We start from the raw sequence: 17,709 nt of genomic DNA, 5'->3' as shown, positions 1-17,709 counted from the left end.
CATGAAGCCCGCCAAGCCCCCACGACTGCTGCTGATGACGATCGGCGCACTGACCCTGATCGACTTCCTCCAGAACGGCATGGTGGCCTTTGCCGCCGCGCCGATCATGGGTGAAATCGGCGCCAGTCCCGAGGAGTACAGCACCGTTGCCGCGGCCTACGCCAGTGTCGCGGTGGTGATGATCGCGATGCAGCGCTGGCTGGTGGAGCGCATGGGATGGCGCGGCTATGTGCGCGCGGCGCTCGGCGCGGCGGCGCTCGGTGCGGTCCTGTGCGCAATTTCCGGCAGCTATCCGGCCTTCCTGGTCGGCCGCATGGTGATGGCGCTGGGTTGCGCGGGCATGGTCACTTCGTCGCGGCTGGCGGTGAACCTGATTCCGCCGGGCCCCGCGCGCTTTCTCGGCATCAAGGCACTCGCCACCGGGGTCTGCACCGGCATGGCCATCGCGCCGTGGCTGGCCTCGGCCATCGTCACCGCGGATCGCTGGCCGATGATCTTCTGGCTGGCCGCTGCGGCGGCGCTGGCGCTGCTTCCAGCCACCCGCGTACTGCCCGATGCCACGGTGGCACCGGCGCAACGCTCCGACGCACACCCGCTGCGGCTGGCCGCACTGGCGACCGGCAGCTTCCTGGTGCTTTATGTCTTGCAGCGCTCTTACTACGACTTCCATGCCGACCAGCTATGGCTCGCCGCGGGCGCGATCACGGGTGCCGGCGCGCTGCTGGCCTTTGCCTGGAGCGAATCACGCAGCGCACGGCCCTTGCTGAAGCTGCGCAGCCTGGTCGAGCCGCGCTATCTGAGCGGGCTGACGCTCTTTACATTCTGCTACTTCACCCTGGGCGCGAACGGCTACCTGCTGCCGATCATGCTGCAGCGCTCGCTGGGGCATTCATGGTCCACCACCGGCCTGTTTTACACGCTTGGCCTGGCCGCGGGGGTCGCCACCTGGCTGACGATGTCGCGCCTGCTGCCGCGCTGGCCCAGCCCGCGCAAGTATTTTGTCGCAGGCTTCCTGGCGCTGGCGGCTTCCTCCTGGCTGATCAGCCGCATCCCGCCGTCGCCTGACCTGTGGGGCGACGTGCTGCCCGCGCTTGCGCTCTACGGGATGTTCATCATGACCCTGGTCCCGGTCACCGCCATGCAGACCTTCAACGGCGTCGCGCAGGATGAGTCGGTGTTTTCCAATGCGCAGCAGACCAAGAACATGCTGGGCCAGATAGGGACCGCGCTGGGCGTGACCGTTGCCACGGTCGGCCAGCAATGGCTGACGACGCTGCACTACAGCACGCTGCATGGCGCCATGCATGTCGGCAGTCCGCCATTCCAGGAAGCCATTGCCCGCCACACCACGGCGCTCTCTGCCTCGATGGACCCCTTGCGCGCGGCCGAGCTCGCCACGGCGCAGCTGGCACAGGTGCTGGTGCAGCAGTCGGCGCTGCTGGCCAATCTCGACCACTTCCGCGCCCTGGCGGCCTTGGCCGCGCTCGCGATCATGGTGAGCCTGGTGCAGAAGGTGATCCGGTAAACGAGCCAGACGCCAGGGGGGCCAGGCGCGCGATGGCGCTGGCCTTTGCACCGTCTTTGGCGATTGCGATCGCGCCGGTGCGGATGCCAGAGATGCGGATGCGCGAGGAGAAGCCAGGCCGATAATCCCTGGCTCACGGCGCGACGGCGCTCGCGCGAGCGCTGCGTTGGCGATACCGCCGCACGCGCAGGACGCGCTCGCGGATCGCATGGAGGTGCCCGCGCGTCAGCGCAAGCAGCGTGCGGATGCCCAGCCATGGGTTGCGCAGGCACTGGCGTACCTGCTCGCTGCGCCCGACGCCTGACACGCACCACGTGCAGAAGTGCTCGCAGTTGTTGGTCAGCAACTGGTACCGGTCTTCGCCCAGGCGCGACCTGGCCCGCTCCACTACTGCCGTGCCGACGTAGACCGCATCCGCGTGCGCCTGGACCCTGAGCCCCTTGCCCGCGGCAAAGCCTGGCAACGGAATGGTCTCGACGGGACGGCGCCTGGTGGAACGGTCGAAGCCGCCATAGTGGATGACCTGCCCCGCACCGGCATAGATGCCATGGTGGACGTAGCCGTCGCGCTCGGTCACGAGATGCGCGCCGATGGCGATGGAGCAGGCTGCGCCGGCCGCCTGAGGCGACGCTGCGAGCCAGTCGAAGGTCAGTGTTTCCATGGCGGGCCGCCAATTGGCTTTGCAGTGACTCCCGTCCCCCCGGCGCGCTCATGACGGACTGACCGGAGCGCTGCCGCGCGTGCCCGATTCAGGGCAAAGGGCGTCCCGCCGGGGGACATCGTCCCCGGGAAAGGGCTTCACCGCGTTGATTTCAGTGTGGCTTCCGGCCGGCGCGGACGCCTTGCGATCGCACCGGTCTTTGATTCAAGGGTAGGTTTCCGGTCTTGTGAAACCCATTCTACGGAGGGCTGCCGTGGGGCCTACATTGGCGTCGAACGCTCATACCGCGGTATATATCCGCAGCCGTGCCAGCGGAAGATCGGGAGCGGATGGCCGCGCCGCCGGCGCGACTCCCTGCTGGCCCGCGCGCGTCCGGTGCAGGAGATGGCCTATCAGGCTCGCTGCGAACGGCCTGCCGCCTGGTCGTCTGGCAGAATCCGACGCCGTTTGGCGTGTCCGAATCACCTAGAATACCTACACCCCACCCAGCCACTGCCGGTGCCAGCCGACGAAAGGAAACCGAGATGAGTTCGTCGTCGCAGTCGACTCCGGGCCACAAAACCAGCGGCCGCATCGAGCCCGTGGTCTATGTCGTGGACGATGACGAGTCAATGCGGCTCGCTCTGGCCGGCCTGCTGCGCTCGATCGGGCTGCGGGTGGAGACCTTTGATTCGTCCCACGAGTTCCTGGCTTTTCCAAAGGAAGACGCCCCCAGTTGCCTGGTCCTGGACGTCAGGCTGCGCGGCGAAAGCGGACTGGCTTTCCAGGAGCAGATCGCCAAGAGCGACCTGCGCATGCCGATCGTCTTCATGACCGGGCATGGCGACATCCCGATGACGGTCAAGGCCATGAAAGCGGGCGCCATCGATTTCCTCGCCAAGCCGTTCCGCGACCAGGACATGCTCGATGCGGTCGCCAATGCCCTGGCGCGCGACGGCGAGCGGCTCGCTGCCGAACAGTCGAGCGCGGTGCTGCGCACGGCCTATGCCTCGCTGACGCCGCGCGAACGGGAAGTGATGGTGTTCGTGATTGCCGGCCTGATGAACAAGCAGATTGCCGGCGAGCTGAATCTCAGCGAGATCACGGTGAAAATCCACCGCGGGCAAGTCATGAAGAAGATGGCGGCGCGATCCGTTGCGGAACTGGTCCGGATGTCCGAAGCGCTGGGCGTGAAGCCGAGTTTCCGCAAGGCCGGGTGAGGCCCGCGACAGGACGGCGGTGCGTGCCTTCCTCCACCGTGTCCTGGCAGCGCTATGCCGAGTCCAGCGCGATGTGCAGCCAGTGTGCGATGGTGCCGGCATCCACCGGCTTTTCCAGTACGGCGAGCGCCCCATTGGCCAGAGCCCTGGCCTCCAGGTCGGGGCCCGGAAACGCGGTGATGAAGATGGTCGGCGGCGCATAGCCAAGCGCGCGGATACGCTCATGCAGCGCCAGCCCTGACATGCCGGCCATCATCACGTCGGAAACCAGGCATGACGTCTCGGCGATGTAGCCCGATGCGAGATATTCTTCCGCGGACGCAAACATCCGTGTCGGCCGCCCAAGCGAGCGTATCAGGCTGGCCGTGGCGAGGCGGACGCCCTCGTCATCATCCACGATCGAAACTGTTTGAGCGGAATACAAAAGAGCGGCCCTCGACGTTCGGCGACGCACGCCACCTGACGAATGCCCGCTGGCGAATCAGCGAATTCCGACGTGGCGTGCCATGGTAACTGCGGCGCTACCTTGCCCTACGCTTTGAAGCCTAAATCCCGGGTCAGCGCCGGGAAATCATACGAACGTATAACTCCCCGCCGGTCTCGCCGCGGGAACACCACGATGCAGCGGAAGCGGCACTTGCGCACTGGCTGGACGCGCGGCCTCATACCTCGGTATGAGGCATCGAAGCGTAGGTAGGAGCCGCGCCACCGGTGCGTAGCATGGTCTTGCCGGGCCCGCGGCCCTACGCTTTTCTCAAGCGCAAAGCGTTCGCAGCCTGCGTTCGCAAGCCATCCTGAAAACGAGGGGAGCCAGCAATGATGCAAGCGGCGATTTCGAACCATGGCGTTCGCGTTGGGTTGAACGATCCCGCCCCCGCCCTGTCCACCTGCTTTTCGACCAGCTACGCGGGAATCATCGCGTTCATGGCCGTCGCTACCGAGGGCAGCTTTGCGCGCGCCGGCGAGCGGCTGGGCATCGGACGCTCGGCGGTCTGCCGCAATGTGCAAAAGCTGGAGACGCAGCTGAGCACGCGGCTGTTCTCGCGTACCACGCGGTCCACCCATCTGACACGCGAAGGCGAAAGGTTCTTCGAGCACTGCAACCGCGGCGTCGCGCATCTTGCCGAGGCAATGAACGACATGCTGGACTTGCGCCAGGGACCGCCTCGCGGCCTGCTGCGCCTCAGCGCTCCGGTAGAGTTCGGGCGCAAGCTGGTCGCCCCGTTGCTGTCCCGGTTTGCCCAGGCCTACCCCGATATCGCGGTCGACCTGATGCTGAACGACCGGCCGGCCGACTTTGTCGGAGACCAGATCGATGTCGCGTTCCGTAGCGGCCGCATCGAAGACTCGAACATCATCGCCAGGCCGCTGATGACGACGCGGATGGTGCTGTGCGCGTCTCGTGCCTATGCCGAACAGCGCGGACTCCCGGCCACGCTGGAAGCGCTGAGCGAGCACGACTGCATCAACTTCCGCCACGCCGGCGGCACGGTTTCGGAGTGGGAGTTCAAGGTCGATGGGCGCGTCCGCAAATACCTGCCCGCCGCCAGGCTGACCTTCAACGACGCGGACCTGGTTTTGCAGGCCATGCTGGACGGCCGTGGCCTGGCGCAGATGGCGGAATTCCAGGTCCGCGGCCACCTGGCACGCCATGTGCTGGTCGAGGCATTGCCGCAACATATGCCGGATGACCGTGCCCACTACATCTGCTACCTGTGCAGGCAGCATTTGCCTGCGCGCATCCGCGTCTTCATCGACTTCATGACCGAACAGATGCGCGCACTCGATCGCGACGAGGCGGGCGGGTACCACGCCGTCGCCGGCCGCAACCCCGCGGAAATGCTGGCGGCCTGAGCCGCGCCGATCCGCCCGTCGCCGTCGCGACACGCGTCCCGACAGGCAAATTGCGCCACCGTTGCGCCCGCGCGGAAGGCGACCCGGCATGCATGTGCCCGGCAAGCCTCTGCGCTCGCGGCCGGAGCCCGCCGCCTGTCACCCACCGGTGCCGACACCACCGCCGCGGTGTATTCTCCAGGATGCTGCATTGGCAGCGTTGTCGATCGAGAAGATGCCGTGTTGTAACTCGCTTCCGGTGCGTATCCGGCCAGGCTGAATCAGACCCGTATGGTCTCCGGCCGCATGTCGGGAGGCAGCCTGATGGCAGTGCGGCAGACCGGGAGCTGCAAATGGATCAGGCGCCGACGGCTGGCACCCCCCAGGCCTCGTGGTCACAGGCCTTGTGGTCCCAGGCCTTGTGGTCCCAGGATTTATGGAGCCAGGCTTTGTGGGACGATGGCGAGCGCGTTTTTTTCCGCTCCGTGCAACCGCTCGACGGTGCTGGCCAGCCCATGCTGCTCGCCCGCGCCGCGGCCGAGCACGCCACGCCTGCCACGCTGGACCGCCTTGCGCACGAGCTGGACCTGAAGGATGAACTGGACGGCGCGTGGTCGGTGCGTCCCCTCGGGATGGTGCGAGAGGCCGGCCGCACCCTGCTGGTGCTGGAGGACCCGGGCGGCGAGCCACTTTCGCATCTGCTCGGCAAGCCGATGGATGTGGCGGAGGCCCTGGCGCTTGCCATCGGCATCGCCGCGGCGCTGGGCAAGCTGCATCAGCGCGGCCTGATCCACAAGGACCTCAAGCCGGCCCACATCCTGGTGCACTGTGCCGACGGCCACGCGCGCCTGACCGGGTTCGGCCTTGCCTCGCGGCTGCCGCGCGAGCGCCAGACACCGGAACCGCCCGAGACCATTGCCGGCACGCTGGCCTATATGGCGCCAGAGCAGACCGGCCGGATGAACCGCTCGATCGACTCGCGCAGCGACCTCTATGCGCTGGGGGTGACGCTGTACGAGATGCTGACCGGCTGCCTGCCGTTCTCGGCGACGGATCCCATGGAATGGCTGCATTGCCATATCGCGCGCATGCCGATGCCGCCCGCGGCACGGGTGCCGAACGTCCCGGCCATGGTCTCCGACATCGTGATGAAGCTGCTTGCCAAGACCGCGGAGGAGCGCTACCAGACCGCCGCCGGTGTCGGGCGCGACCTGCAGCATTGCCTGGACCACTGGCGCCGGCAGCAAAGCATCGAGCCCTTTCCTCTGGACGCGCACGGCGCACCTGACCGGCTGCTCATTCCAGAGAAGCTTTACGGGCGGGGGCGCGAGGTAGGCACGCTGGTGGCCGCCTTCGAACGCACGGTCAAGCTGGGGGTGCCGGAGCTGGTGCTGGTGTCCGGCTATTCCGGCATCGGCAAATCGTCGGTCGTCAACGAACTGCACAAGGTGCTGGTGCCGCCACGCGGTCTCTTCGCAGCCGGCAAGTTTGACCAGTACAAGCGCGATATTCCCTATGCGACGCTGGTGCAGGCCTTCCAGAGCCTGGTGCGGCCGCTGCTGGGCAAGCCAGACGCGGAACTGGCGGCCTGGCGCGCGGCCTTGCGCGATGCGCTCGAGCCCAACGCCGGGCTCATGACCGAGCTGATACCCGAACTGAAGCTGATCATCGGTGAACCGCCACCGGTGCCGGTGCTCGAGCCACAGCAGGCGCAACGCCGCTTCCTGCTGGTATTCCGGCGCTTTATCGGCGTGTTCGCCCGCCCTGAGCACCCGCTTGCGCTGTTCCTGGACGATCTGCAGTGGCTCGACGCCGCCACCCTCGACCTGATCGAGGATCTGCTGACCGGTTCGGAGGTGCGCCACCTGATGCTGATCGGTGCCTACCGCGACAATGAAGTGGACGGCGCGCATCCGCTGCAAGCCAGGCTCCAGGCCCTGCGCAACGCCGGCGTGCGGATCGACGCCATCACGCTGGCACCGCTTGCCAGCGAGCACGTGACCCAGCTCCTGTTCGAAGCGTTGCACGCCGAGCCGGAACGCATTGCGCCGCTGGCGCAACTGGTGCACGACAAGACCGGTGGCAATCCCTTCTTCGTGATCCAGTTCCTGCATGCTCTGGTCGACGAAGCGTTGCTCGCCTTCGATCACGAGGTACGGCAATGGCATTGGGATCCCGACCGCATCCATGCCAAGGGCTACACCGACAACGTCGTGGACCTGATGGCCGGCAAGCTGACGCGCCTGCCGGCCACCACGCAGCACGCGCTGCAGCAGCTCGCCTGTCTGGGCAACGTCGCCGGCGTCGGCGCGCTCTCGACTGCGCTTGGCGTGCCGCAGCCGCAGGTCGGCGTGGCGCTGTGGGAGGCGGTCCGCCAGGAACTGGTCGAGCGGCAGGACGGCACCTACGCCTTTGTCCATGACCGGGTCCATGAAGCCGCCTACTCGCTGATCCCCGTCGACTCGCGCGCCCGGGCCCATTTGCGCATCGGGCGCCTGCTCGCCGCGCAAACGGCGCCGGAGCGGCGCGCCGAGGCGAGCTTCGAGATTGCCGGCCAGCTCAATCGCGGCGCCGCATTGATCACCGAACGGGACGAGCGCGAGCAGCTGGCCGAGTTCAACCTGCTCGCCGGCCAGCGGGCCAAGGCGGCCACCGCCTATGCATCGGCCCTGACTTACCTGGTCAGCAGTGCCGGATTGCTCGACGACGATTGCTGGCAGCGCCGGCACGACCTGGTCTTCGCCGTGGAACTTAACCGGGCCGAATGCGAATTCCTGACCGGGCAATTATCGATGGCCGACGAACGGCTGGCGGCGCTGTCGGCGCGCGCCATGACCACGGCCGAGAAAGCGCTGGTTACGTGCCTGCAGCTGGACGTCTACCTGGTGCAGGACCGCAGCGCCCGCGCGGTCGAGGTTTGCCTGGCCTACCTGCGGCACGTCGGCATCGACTGGTCACCGCACCCTGACGATGCCGACGTGCGGCGCGAATACCAGCGCATCTGGACCGGGCTTGGCGACCGGGCCATCGAGGACCTGGTGGACCTGCCGCTGATGCAAGATGCCGACGCGCTCGTCACCGTCGAGGCACTGAGCAAGCTGTTCCCACCCGCCTTGCAGACTGATGCCAACCTCGCCTGCCTGACCATCTGCAAGGGGGTCAGCCTGAGCCTCGAGCTGGGCAACTGCGATGCCTCGTGCATGCTCTATGCAAATGTCGGCCGTGTCGCGGGCCGGCGCTTCGGGGATCACCAGGCCGGATACCGCTTTGGCCTGCTGGGCTGCGAACTGGTCGACCGGCGCGGGCTCAGGCGCTTCGAGGCCAAGACCTTTCTGTGCTTCTCGATCTTTGTCGCACGCTGGCTGAAGCCGGTGTCAACCTGCCGCGCCCTGCTGCGCCGTGCCTTTGACGCCGCGAACCGGATCGGCGACCTCCCTTATGGCGCTTACGTAGGCAACAGCCTCAACTCGGACCTGCTCTTTGCCGGAGCGCCGCTGGCCGAGGTCCAGCGCGAGGCCGAGCGCGGCCTTGCCTATGCGCTGAAGGTGCGGTTTGGCCTGGTGATCGACTTCATCACCACGCAACTCGCCCTGGTGCGCATGCTGCGCGGGCTGACGACACGGTTCGGCTGCCTGGATGACGACCCGTGCGGCGAAGCTGCCACCGAAGACCACCTGGCGGGCAGCCCCGGCCTGGCACTGGCCGAATGCTGGTACTGGGTGCGCAAACTGCAGGCACGCTATCTCGCCGGCGACCTCGAGTCCGCCATGGCGGCCGCCGCCAGGGCTCAACCGCTGCTCTGGACTTCGAGCGGGTTCTTCGAGGACGCCGAGTATCACTTCTATGGCGCGCTGGTGCTTGCCGCGTGGAGCGACCTCGCGTCGGACAGCGAACGGACGCAGCTGCGGGAAGCCTTGGCCGCGCATCACCGGGAGCTCGACCTCTGGGCGCAGCATTGTCCGGAGAACTTCGCTGACCGCGCCACGCTGGTCGCCGCCGAAATCGCCCGCCTCGAAGGCCGCGTTGTGGAAGCCGAACAGCTTTACGAACAGGCCATTCACGCGGCGCAGGAAGCCGGCTTCCTCCACAGCGAGGCGCTCGCCAACGAACTTGCCGCCGGGTTCTACGCCGCGCGCGGCCTCGGGAAGATTGCCCGCCTGTACCTGCAGGACGCCCGCTACGCCTACCTGCGCTGGGGCGCCGATGGCAAGGTGAGGCAGCTCGAAGCGCGCCATCCCTACCTGCGCACCGAAGAAGCGGCACCCGGCCCGACCAGCACCATGGCCACGCCGGTCGAGCACCTCGACCTTGCCACCGTGCTGAAGGTTTCGCAGGCCGCCTCGGGCGACATCGTGCTCGACAAGCTGATCGACATGGTCATGCGCACCGCCATCGAGCAGGCCGGCGCCGAGCGCGGCCTGCTGATTCTGGCCGACGGCGGCGGGCATCGGATCGCCGCGGAAGCCATCGCCGGCAACGATGCGTCCCGCGTGCAACTGCGCGACGAGCCGGTAAGCGCGGCGATGCTGCCGGAGTCCGTGCTGTACCACGTGCTGCGCACGGGCCGGAGTATCGTTCTCGACGATGCCGCATCGGACCCTGCGTTCGACACGGATCCCTACGTGGGCCAGCATCGCGCCCGGTCCGTGCTGTGCATGCCCCTGATGAACCAGGCGCAGCTTACCGGCGCACTCTACCTGGAGAACAACCTGACCGCGCGCGTGTTCAGCCCCGACCGGATCGCGGTACTGAAGCTGGTTGTCTCCCAGGCCTCCAGCTCGCTGGAAAATGCGCGACTGTACCGTGACCTGGCCGAGCGCGAAGCCAAGATCCGCCGCCTGGTCGACGCCAATATCATCGGCATCATCGTCTGGAACGCCGATGGCGACATCATCGAAGCCAACGACGCATTCCTGCGCATGGTCGGATACGAACGCGAGGACCTGGTCTCGGGGCGCGTGCGCTGGACCGACCTGACGCCCACGGAACTGCGTGCCGACAGCGAACAGGCACTGGCGCACGCCGTACGCACCGGCAGCGCCCTGCCTTTCGAAAAGGAGTACATCAGGAAGGATGGCAGCCGGCTGCCGGTTATCGTCGGCCTGGCGATGTTCGCGGACAACCGCCGGGAAGGCGTCGCGTTCGTGCTCGACCTGACTGAACGCAAGCATGCGGAAGAGCGCGTGCGCGACAGCGAACGGCGCTACCGCGACGTGGAGACCGCACTGGCCCACGCCAACCGACTAGCCACCATGGGACAGCTCACGGCCTCGATCGCGCATGAAGTGAACCAGCCCATTGCCGCCACCATGACCAATGCGCAGGCAGCGTTGCGCTGGCTGGGCGCCGACCCGCCCGACATGGACGAGGTCGGCCAGGTGCTGGGACGGATCATCAAGGACACCAACCGCGCCGGCGATGTGCTGCGGCGCATCCGCGAGCTGGTGCGGAAGGCGCCGCCGCGCAAGGAACCGGTGGATATCAACGAGGCCATCCACGAGGTGATCGAGCTGACCCGTGGCGAGGCCGCGAAGAGCCGCGCTCGGGTCCAGGTCCAGCTGGCCGAGGGCTTGGCCCGGATCGAAGGCGATCGCGTCGAGCTGCAGCAAGTGCTGCTGAACCTGATCGTCAACGCGCTGGAGGCGATGAGCGAAACCGACGGCGCCCGGGACCTGCGCATCGGCACCAGCAAGGCCGAAGCCGGCGGCGTGCTTGTGACGGTGTCCGATTCCGGTCCGGGCTTTGCATCGCTGAGCGCTGAGCAGGCGTGCGCGCCCTTCTACACCACCAAACCTGCGGGCCTGGGAATGGGTCTGTCGATCTGCCGTTCGATCATCGATGCGCATGGCGGCGAGCTGTCGATCGGCAATGGCGTGCCACACGGTGCGATGGTCCGGTTCACCGTGCCTGCGTGTCCGCCCGATGCATCGTGACGGGCCACCGGGCCGCCGGAACACGGAATAACACCGGGATTACCAAGGGGCCGACGCCCCGCGAGGGCAAAGCGTCGGCACGGCCTCGGCCAGACTGCCTCAGGCGTACGTGACCTCCGGATTGCCCGCTGTGAGCGCCTGCTCGCGGTCCGCGGGTGGCGGATAGATCCACTGGGTATTGATCAGCAACTTGCGTTCCTTGCCTTCGGCGTGCGTCAGCCTGACCCGTCGATCCCAGCCTTCGGTATAGACCGCTCCCCATGTGCCGAGGTCGAGGCAGGTGGCATAGAAATCCTGCCGGTACGCCATGGTCGGCAGGCCCAGCAGGTCCGCAGCCACGTTATGGCCGGCGAACCGCCCCATGTACAGGGCGTGCTGGCACGACATCAGCGAATAGTGCCCGTCGTCGTCGGTCAGCGCCCGCACCACGTCGCCGGCGCCGAACACATCGCTGGCGCCGGTGACACGCAGGTCTGCGCTCACCTCCATGCGCCCCTGGCGGTCGAGGTGCGGCGATACCTGCGCGGTCAGGGCGCTGGCAACCATGCCGCCGGTCCAGATCACGGTGTCCGCGTCAATCCGTTCTCCGGTTGCGGTCACCACGCCGGTGGCATCCACGGAGACAACGCCAGCGCCAACGCGGGTTTCAATGCCGAGCTGCGCCAAGGCCTGCAGGATCTGCGGGCGCGGGCCGGGGCCCAGATCGGGTCCGATCGCATCGGCGCGCTCGACGATGACAATGCGCGGGCGCGCGCCCTCGCCGAGGATCGGACGCAGCCGCTGCGGCAGCTCGGTTGCAACCTCCAGTCCCGTAAAGCCGCCGCCTACCACGACAAAGGTATTGCGCCGCGGGCCCTCGGGTTGCGACGGCAGTCGTTCCAGATGCTCGCGCAGCGCCACCGCCTCGTGCAACTGGTCTACCGCGAAGGCGTGTTCGGCCAGACCCGGCAGCGGCGGGCGGAACAAGCGGCTACCGCTGGTCAGGACCAGGCGCTCGTAGCCTTCGGTACTAATCTTGCCAGCGGCCGTCCTAATTTCGACACAATGGTCCGCCACATGGATGCGCTCGACCGAGCCTTCGATGAACCTGACGCCGACTGCATCCAGCAGCGGCAGGAACGGCACCGCCATCAGCTCCGGGTGGGCCTCGTGCAGCCGCGGACGGATGTGGAGTTCCGGCCGTGGTGAAACCAGCGTGATCTCGACATCCGCGGCAGCCTTGCCTTGCCTATCGACGACGCGCGCCGCGCCGAGCGCCGTCCACAGCCCGGCAAAGCCGCCGCCGACGATCAGGATCCTACGTTTCATGATGGTTACCTCGCTTCTTGCTGTTGCTGGGTTCGGGCGGCACAACGTGGCGGCCGAGCGTGCATGACGCCTCGCCGCGCGGCGCGAAACCGGCGAATCCGGGGGGTCCGAAATTCAGGGAACCGGGCCGTGACCGGCCCGGGGGAACGACCGCGCTAGTTCACCGGCGTAAAGACCGGCGCTCCCTGCTTCTTGAGCAGGAACACGACGAATTTTGCCGGCCGGGTCTTGCTGGCATTGCGGCCAACGGTGTGGAGATCGTCCGGGGCTTCATAGAAGGTCTCGCCCGCCTTCAGAGTGACTTCCTTGCCGCCCTTCACGCCCATCACAATGCTGCCTTCGAGCACATAGACGAACGCATGCGCGTCATGGCGGTGCACCGGGTCGAAGCCGCCGGGCGGGTACTCCACCGTGATCATCTGCACTTCCTTGCCCGCATAGTCGGGCAGCGCCTTGGTGGTCAGCGACTGGACCACCACCTCCGGCGGCGCGGCGTTGACCAGCGGGGCCGACATCAGCAACGCCAGGCTTGCCGCCATGGCAATCGACCGCTTCATGGCATTACTCCAGGTTGGCCTTGTCCAGCCCGAAGGCCTTGTCGGAGGAACCCGGCACCATGCGGAAGGCGACGTTGAGCCGGTTCCAGGTGTTGATGGCGCCCACCAGAAACGTCAGGTCGGACAGTTCCTGCTCGGAATACTGCGTGCGCACGCGCTCGTAGACATCGTCCGGCACCCCTTGCGCGGGCAGCTGCGTCAGCGCCTCGGTCCAGGCCAGCGCGGCGCGCTCGCGCGGCGAGAACAGCGTCGATTCGCGCCAGATCGCCACGTGATGCAGCCGCAGCTCGCGCTCGCCGTGGATCCTCGCCATCTTGATGTGCATGTCGACGCAGAACGCGCAGCCGTTGAGCTGCGACGCGCGAATCTCGACCAGCTCGCGGATGTGCTGCTCGATCGTCGTTTTCGGAAACAGGCTGTTGAGCTCCATGAGCTTCTTGGACAGCTCCGGAGACTGCTGGAAGTAGTTGAGGCGTTGCGTCATGATCGCTCCTGCTGAGATGGCGGGGATGGCCGGCGGATCTGCGCCGGATGGCAGGCAGTTACCGCTTGGAACGAAGCGTAGCGGTGGGCCGGGCGCGCCGGTAGTGCCGCAGCAGTACACGCACTGTTACCGCGCCGACACCAATCGTCGGGCACGACGCGGCGGCATCGGATCAGCCGGCGGCGCGACTACCGCGCCGCGTTGGCCTTGCGCTCGAACTCGCGGACCACCGGGTTGCCCAGGATGGCGTCCCTGCCAGCCTCGATCAGGCGATCGACATCCTTCTCGGGCAACCGGAGCCGGGTCGGCAGCTCGTTCAGGCTTGCGGCACGCACCGGGTCGAGGGCATCGAAGGCAATGCGCGTGACGAAGAACTCGACGTCGTCGCAGCGCCAGCCCGGACGGCTTGCGGCGATCGCCTGCTGCCGTGCAAACGGCATGGCGCAGCGATAGGCGACGAGGTCGTTGCGCCACTGGCGCATCATGGGAACGAAAGCGTCATAGCTCATGCGCACGTTGGTGGCCATGGCGGCGTCGATGGACGCGTTTGCCACCTCGATCCCCGACGGGCCAACCTGGCTCTGGTTCCAGTCGCCACGCGGGCCCTGGCCGGCATCGACCACGACAAACAGCAGCCGCCGCACCTTGATCGCGTCGTTCTCGCTCATGGGCCCGTAGGCCGTGCCCAGCAGCAGGCGCGACTGAAAGATGGTGGCCAGGCCGTAGTTGTCGGTGACGCCGCCATCGACCAGCTTGATGTACTTGCCCTTGGACAGATCCCGGTGGCCGCGAACGGCAACCGCCAATGCGCCGATCAGCAGCGATTGCCCCGGCGCCTCGGCGTGATCCAGGTTGGGCAGCGGCGCACGGCAGGCCTGGGGATGCTTCTCCAGCACGATGGGCGCGAAGAACAGCGGCACCGCCATCGAAGCCGCGACGGCCTCGGAGACGGGAAAGCTGGCGAGATCGCTGCAAAGCGCATCGAAGGCCAGCTGGCTGAACGGAAACGCGACCCGGTAATAGACGTTGGTGGCGTTGATCCACACCAGCGGCTTGCCGCGGCGGAACATGTCGGCATAGGTGGCCCCCTTGAACACGTCTTCGTCCAGCCAGGCCCGCAGATCTTCCCGATTATTCAGCCCCCCGCCAAAGAGCCGCGCCAGGTTGAAGGGATTCAGGAGGCTGAAGCGAAGCCGCGCCTCGCCGTCTTTCAGCAGCACCGACCGGAACGTCGCCAGGCTGTCCTTGCCGTGCAGGCCGTAGTAGGCGGCGGTGAGCGAGCCGCCGGACACGCTGCTGATGAAGGCAACGTCGTCGAGCAGGGATGCGCCGCCGGGAGCTTTCATGGCATCAAGCCCCTGCAGCGCGCCGAAGGCGAAGGCCGCGGCCCGCGTGCCACCTCCCGAGAATGCCATGGCGATGGTAGTCGGCCCCGCCACGTCGACCGGTTCACGCAAGGGTACGGTTGCGCTGGCGGCCGTCGCCTGGGGCAGGTTGCGGGGGACATTGTGAGAAAGCGAGCCGCAGGCCCCGACACCGGCAAGCACCAGCACCATCAGGGCGCGGCAAGCCTTGCCACAGGCGCCGCGCCCGCTTTCTGGCCGGCCCGGAGGCTCCGGCAGGCAGCTGTTCCGGCTGAGAGAGGGATCGTGACGAGACATGCTGGGTGTGGCGCAGGTTGCAGGCTGGGAGGGTGGAGATGCGTTGCCGGAAGCATCCGCTGGCGGATGCCTCAGCATGATATGGCATCGCGTCGGGCATGGCACCTGCCTCGCCACCGAGGGAATCGCCGGCACGATCCCTGACCTGAAGACCCGGGCCAGCAGCGCCTCAACGACCCTCGCCTGCTATTCGTTTTGCAGATACCAGATGTCGGAATTCTTCAATTTACTGCCGAGCGGCCGCTTCATACACTGCTCCGAACAAATAGAAGCATCCGGAGACAGACATCGTGAATGCCACCCCAGGCGCCACGCTGCACCAGGCCGCGGCGTACCAGACGCTGGACGACAACCGCAACCCCGGCAAGGCGCCGTCCTTCATATCGGCGCAATATCGCGGTGGCGCGCACAGCGCTGCGGCCTGACCGCGGCGGCAGTTGTCCCGGATCGAATCCGGCCCAGGCCGCGGTCGGTCGCCCGAAGCCGCGCCTTTGCCCAATACTCCCTTGCAGCGCACCCGCCCCGGCAACGCTGCCGCGGCGGCCAGGCCATACGGCCCAACATCCCCCGAGCCCTGAAGCATGAGCACCGAAAATCCACTGCAGTTCGTTCTGGAACCCCATCCCGGCCTCACCCCCGCCGAGCAGATCGCGGCCAGGCTCGAGAATCCCGTCTTCGGTCGGGTGTTCACCGACCACATGGTCACGATCCGCTGGACCGACGGTCGCGGCTGGCATGACGCAAAGGTCGAAGCCCGCCGTCCTTTCCAGATCGACCCCGCCTGCGCCGTGCTGCACTACGCGCAGGAGATCTTCGAGGGCATGAAGGCATACCGTGGCGAGGGCGGCAAGATCTCGCTGTTCCGCCCCCTGGAGAACGCCAGGCGTTTTCGCGCCTCCGCTGCCCGCATGTCGATGGCGGACCTGCCCGAGGCCACCTTCGTGCAGGCCGTGGAAGCGCTCGTCGATATTGACCGCGCCTGGATTCCCGGCAGCCAGGGCAGCCTTTACCTGCGCCCGTTCATGTTCGCCTCGGAGAATTTTCTCGGCGTGCGTGCCTCGGCCGAGTTCGTATTCTGCGTGATCGCGTGTCCGGTCGGCCCGTATTTCAAGCCCGGCAAGTCCGCGGTGACCGTCTGGGTCTCGGATCAATACACCCGTGCGGCTTCCGGTGGCACCGGCGCCGCCAAATGCGGCGGCAATTACGCGGCCAGTCTGATCGCGCAGACCGAGGCCGCGGCCAAGGGCTGCGACCAGGTGGTGTTCCTCGACGCTGCGGAACACCGCTGGATCGAGGAGCTCGGCGGCATGAATGTGTTTTTCGTGATGGATGACGGCTCGCTGCGCACGCCGCCCCTGAAAGGGACCATCCTGCCGGGCATTACCCGCGCTTCGATCATCGAACTGGCGCGGCACGAGGGCATTCCGGTCGACGAGACGCCATACGACTTCGCGTCGTGGCGTGCCGATGCAGCCAGTGGCCGGGTCAGGGAAACGTTTGCCTGCGGCACCGCCGCGGTGGTCACCGCCATCGGGCAGGTGCGTCACGCTGGCGGGGAATTCACCATCGGCAACGGCGGCGAAGGCGAAGTCACGCAACGGCTCCGCTCCTTGCTGACCGGCATCCAGCGCGGCAGCCTCGCCGACCCGTTCGGATGGGTGCATCACGTCGATTGAGACCGGCGTGATTGACTTTGGCGGCGAGCAAGGAATCGGAGGGCAACGCTCGCCGCGTTGATCTGGCTTGACGTCTGTCCCTGCCGCCTGGGCGGCCTGGGCCAGTCCCCAAAAAAAACGACCGGGACCGGCGCGCGACCAGCGTGCCGGCGAGCGGCGCCGTCTATCCGTCGGCACGCTGCCCGGATGCCCGCGCACCGCATGCCTCGCCGCCATCCCTGGCGCGCAGCCGGGCGAGTGCGCGGCACCACCCATGCAGGAGATCCCTATATGAGCTTGTTCCGCACCAAGGACATTGACGCCATGCTGGCGCAGAGACACGTCGTCGCCCTGAAAAAAGTGCTGGGTCCGGTCGACCTGGTGCTGATGGGCATCGGCGCCATCATCGGCACCGGCATCTTCGTGCTGACCGGCACCGGCGCGCTGACCGCAGGGCCGGCGCTGACGGTGTCGTTCGTGATCGCGGCGCTGGCGTGCGGCTTTGCCGCGCTGTGCTATGCGGAGTTCGCCTCGGCGATCCCGGTGTCGGGCTCGATNTACACCTACAGCTACGCCACGCTGGGCGAGATCGTCGCGTGGATGATCGGCTGGGACCTGCTGCTGGAATACGGGCTGGCGACCTCGGCGGTGTCGGTGGGCTGGTCGGGCTATTTCCAGTCGCTGATGGCCGGCTTCGGCATGAAGCTGCCGGCGGCGCTGAGTGCCGCGCCGGGCTCGGTGCCCGGCGTGCAGACGGTGCTGAACCTGCCGGCGTGCCTGATCATGCTGGCCATCACCTGGGTGGTGTCGTACGGCGTGCGCGAGTCCGCGCGCGTCAACAACCTGATGGTGGCGGTGAAGATCGGCGTGGTGCTGCTGTTTATCGCGGTGGG

General features: G+C 67.0%; 13 protein-coding genes. 7 read left to right on the top strand and 6 right to left on the bottom strand.

From position 1 onward, the window contains the following. The first annotated feature begins 1 nt into the window (after nucleotide 1). Nucleotides 2-1,525, top strand: a complete 1,524-nt coding sequence (locus A3AG_RS0113175) for an MFS transporter (RefSeq protein ID WP_018005854.1) — start codon at nucleotides 2-4, stop codon at nucleotides 1,523-1,525. A 133-nt stretch (nucleotides 1,526-1,658) separates the two neighbouring features. On the opposite strand, the gene A3AG_RS0113170 is transcribed toward A3AG_RS0113175, so the two are convergent. Beyond that, nucleotides 1,659-2,186: a lecithin retinol acyltransferase family protein gene (locus A3AG_RS0113170; RefSeq protein WP_018005853.1), complete on the bottom strand. Its 528-nt coding sequence runs from the start codon at nucleotides 2,184-2,186 to the stop codon at nucleotides 1,659-1,661. 524 nt (nucleotides 2,187-2,710) lie between these two features. On the opposite strand from A3AG_RS0113170, the gene A3AG_RS0113165 reads away from it, so the two are divergent. Then, nucleotides 2,711-3,385: a response regulator transcription factor gene (locus A3AG_RS0113165; protein WP_018005852.1), complete on the top strand. Its 675-nt coding sequence runs from the start codon at nucleotides 2,711-2,713 to the stop codon at nucleotides 3,383-3,385. 52 nt (nucleotides 3,386-3,437) lie between these two features. Here A3AG_RS0113165 and A3AG_RS0113160 read toward each other — a convergent pair whose 3' ends face one another. Further along, nucleotides 3,438-3,782 (bottom strand): response regulator transcription factor, encoded by a 345-nt coding sequence (locus A3AG_RS0113160; protein ID WP_240619843.1) that lies wholly within the window; start codon nucleotides 3,780-3,782, stop codon nucleotides 3,438-3,440. A gap of 419 nt (nucleotides 3,783-4,201) precedes the next feature. Between A3AG_RS0113160 and A3AG_RS0113155 the strand changes: the two genes are divergently transcribed. Further along, nucleotides 4,202-5,239 (top strand): LysR family transcriptional regulator, encoded by a 1,038-nt coding sequence (locus A3AG_RS0113155; protein ID WP_026164160.1) that lies wholly within the window; start codon nucleotides 4,202-4,204, stop codon nucleotides 5,237-5,239. Nucleotides 5,240-5,733: 494 nt separating this feature from the next. Continuing rightward, complete coding sequence (locus A3AG_RS0113150) at nucleotides 5,734-11,151, top strand: trifunctional serine/threonine-protein kinase/ATP-binding protein/sensor histidine kinase (protein ID WP_240619842.1); 5,418 nt, start codon at nucleotides 5,734-5,736, stop codon at nucleotides 11,149-11,151. Between the two features lie 99 nt (nucleotides 11,152-11,250). Here the strand turns inward: A3AG_RS0113150 and A3AG_RS0113145 are convergent, their stop codons facing one another. The 4 genes from A3AG_RS0113145 to A3AG_RS0113130 all read right to left on the bottom strand — a co-directional run bounded on the left by A3AG_RS0113145 (nucleotide 11,251) and on the right by A3AG_RS0113130 (nucleotide 15,056). Beyond that, nucleotides 11,251-12,459: an NAD(P)/FAD-dependent oxidoreductase gene (locus A3AG_RS0113145; RefSeq protein WP_018005848.1), complete on the bottom strand. Its 1,209-nt coding sequence runs from the start codon at nucleotides 12,457-12,459 to the stop codon at nucleotides 11,251-11,253. 155 nt (nucleotides 12,460-12,614) lie between these two features. Next, a complete protein-coding gene (locus tag A3AG_RS0113140) occupies nucleotides 12,615-13,016 on the bottom strand; it encodes a cupin domain-containing protein (protein WP_018005847.1) in 402 nt (133 codons plus the stop codon). A gap of 4 nt (nucleotides 13,017-13,020) precedes the next feature. Further along, complete coding sequence (locus A3AG_RS0113135) at nucleotides 13,021-13,500, bottom strand: carboxymuconolactone decarboxylase family protein (protein ID WP_018005846.1); 480 nt, start codon at nucleotides 13,498-13,500, stop codon at nucleotides 13,021-13,023. A 188-nt stretch (nucleotides 13,501-13,688) separates the two neighbouring features. Continuing rightward, on the bottom strand, nucleotides 13,689-15,056 hold the full coding sequence (locus A3AG_RS0113130; protein ID WP_020384455.1) for a patatin-like phospholipase family protein: 1,368 nt from the start codon (nucleotides 15,054-15,056) through the stop codon (nucleotides 13,689-13,691). 395 nt (nucleotides 15,057-15,451) lie between these two features. Here A3AG_RS0113130 and A3AG_RS34710 point away from each other — a divergent pair, with 395 nt between their 5' ends. The 3 genes from A3AG_RS34710 to A3AG_RS0113115 form a co-directional block, all read left to right on the top strand. Next, a complete protein-coding gene (locus tag A3AG_RS34710; RefSeq protein WP_018005844.1) occupies nucleotides 15,452-15,586 on the top strand; it encodes a hypothetical protein in 135 nt (44 codons plus the stop codon). Nucleotides 15,587-15,742: 156 nt separating this feature from the next. Next, nucleotides 15,743-16,837, top strand: coding sequence for a branched-chain amino acid aminotransferase (locus A3AG_RS0113120; protein ID WP_018005843.1), 1,095 nt, complete (start codon nucleotides 15,743-15,745; stop codon nucleotides 16,835-16,837). A gap of 270 nt (nucleotides 16,838-17,107) precedes the next feature. Then, on the top strand, nucleotides 17,108-17,709 hold a 602-nt coding region (locus A3AG_RS0113115), incomplete at its 3' end, for an amino acid permease (RefSeq protein WP_018005842.1).

Origin of the sequence: Cupriavidus neocaledonicus, from assembly GCF_000372525.1 — a bacterium.
Taxonomy (GTDB): Bacteria; Pseudomonadota; Gammaproteobacteria; order Burkholderiales; family Burkholderiaceae; genus Cupriavidus; species Cupriavidus neocaledonicus.
Note: the sequence above shows the minus strand (reverse complement) of the source record. Positions and strands in the feature narration are given on the sequence as shown.

What these genes read in the sequence shown, in the direction of transcription:
- A3AG_RS0113170 (WP_018005853.1), bottom strand. Translation starts at nt 2,186, where the DNA reads ATGGAAACACTGACCTTCGACTGGCTCGCAGCGTCGCCTCAGGCGGCC.
- A3AG_RS0113120 (WP_018005843.1), top strand. Translation starts at nt 15,743, where the DNA reads ATGAGCACCGAAAATCCACTGCAGTTCGTTCTGGAACCCCATCCCGGC.
- A3AG_RS0113140 (WP_018005847.1), bottom strand. Translation starts at nt 13,016, where the DNA reads ATGAAGCGGTCGATTGCCATGGCGGCAAGCCTGGCGTTGCTGATGTCG.
- A3AG_RS0113150 (WP_240619842.1), top strand. Translation starts at nt 5,734, where the DNA reads ATGCTGCTCGCCCGCGCCGCGGCCGAGCACGCCACGCCTGCCACGCTG.
- A3AG_RS0113165 (WP_018005852.1), top strand. Translation starts at nt 2,711, where the DNA reads ATGAGTTCGTCGTCGCAGTCGACTCCGGGCCACAAAACCAGCGGCCGC.
- A3AG_RS0113135 (WP_018005846.1), bottom strand. Translation starts at nt 13,500, where the DNA reads ATGACGCAACGCCTCAACTACTTCCAGCAGTCTCCGGAGCTGTCCAAG.
- A3AG_RS0113175 (WP_018005854.1), top strand. Translation starts at nt 2, where the DNA reads ATGAAGCCCGCCAAGCCCCCACGACTGCTGCTGATGACGATCGGCGCA.
- A3AG_RS0113155 (WP_026164160.1), top strand. Translation starts at nt 4,202, where the DNA reads ATGATGCAAGCGGCGATTTCGAACCATGGCGTTCGCGTTGGGTTGAAC.
- A3AG_RS0113130 (WP_020384455.1), bottom strand. Translation starts at nt 15,056, where the DNA reads ATGGTGCTGGTGCTTGCCGGTGTCGGGGCCTGCGGCTCGCTTTCTCAC.
- A3AG_RS0113145 (WP_018005848.1), bottom strand. Translation starts at nt 12,459, where the DNA reads ATGAAACGTAGGATCCTGATCGTCGGCGGCGGCTTTGCCGGGCTGTGG.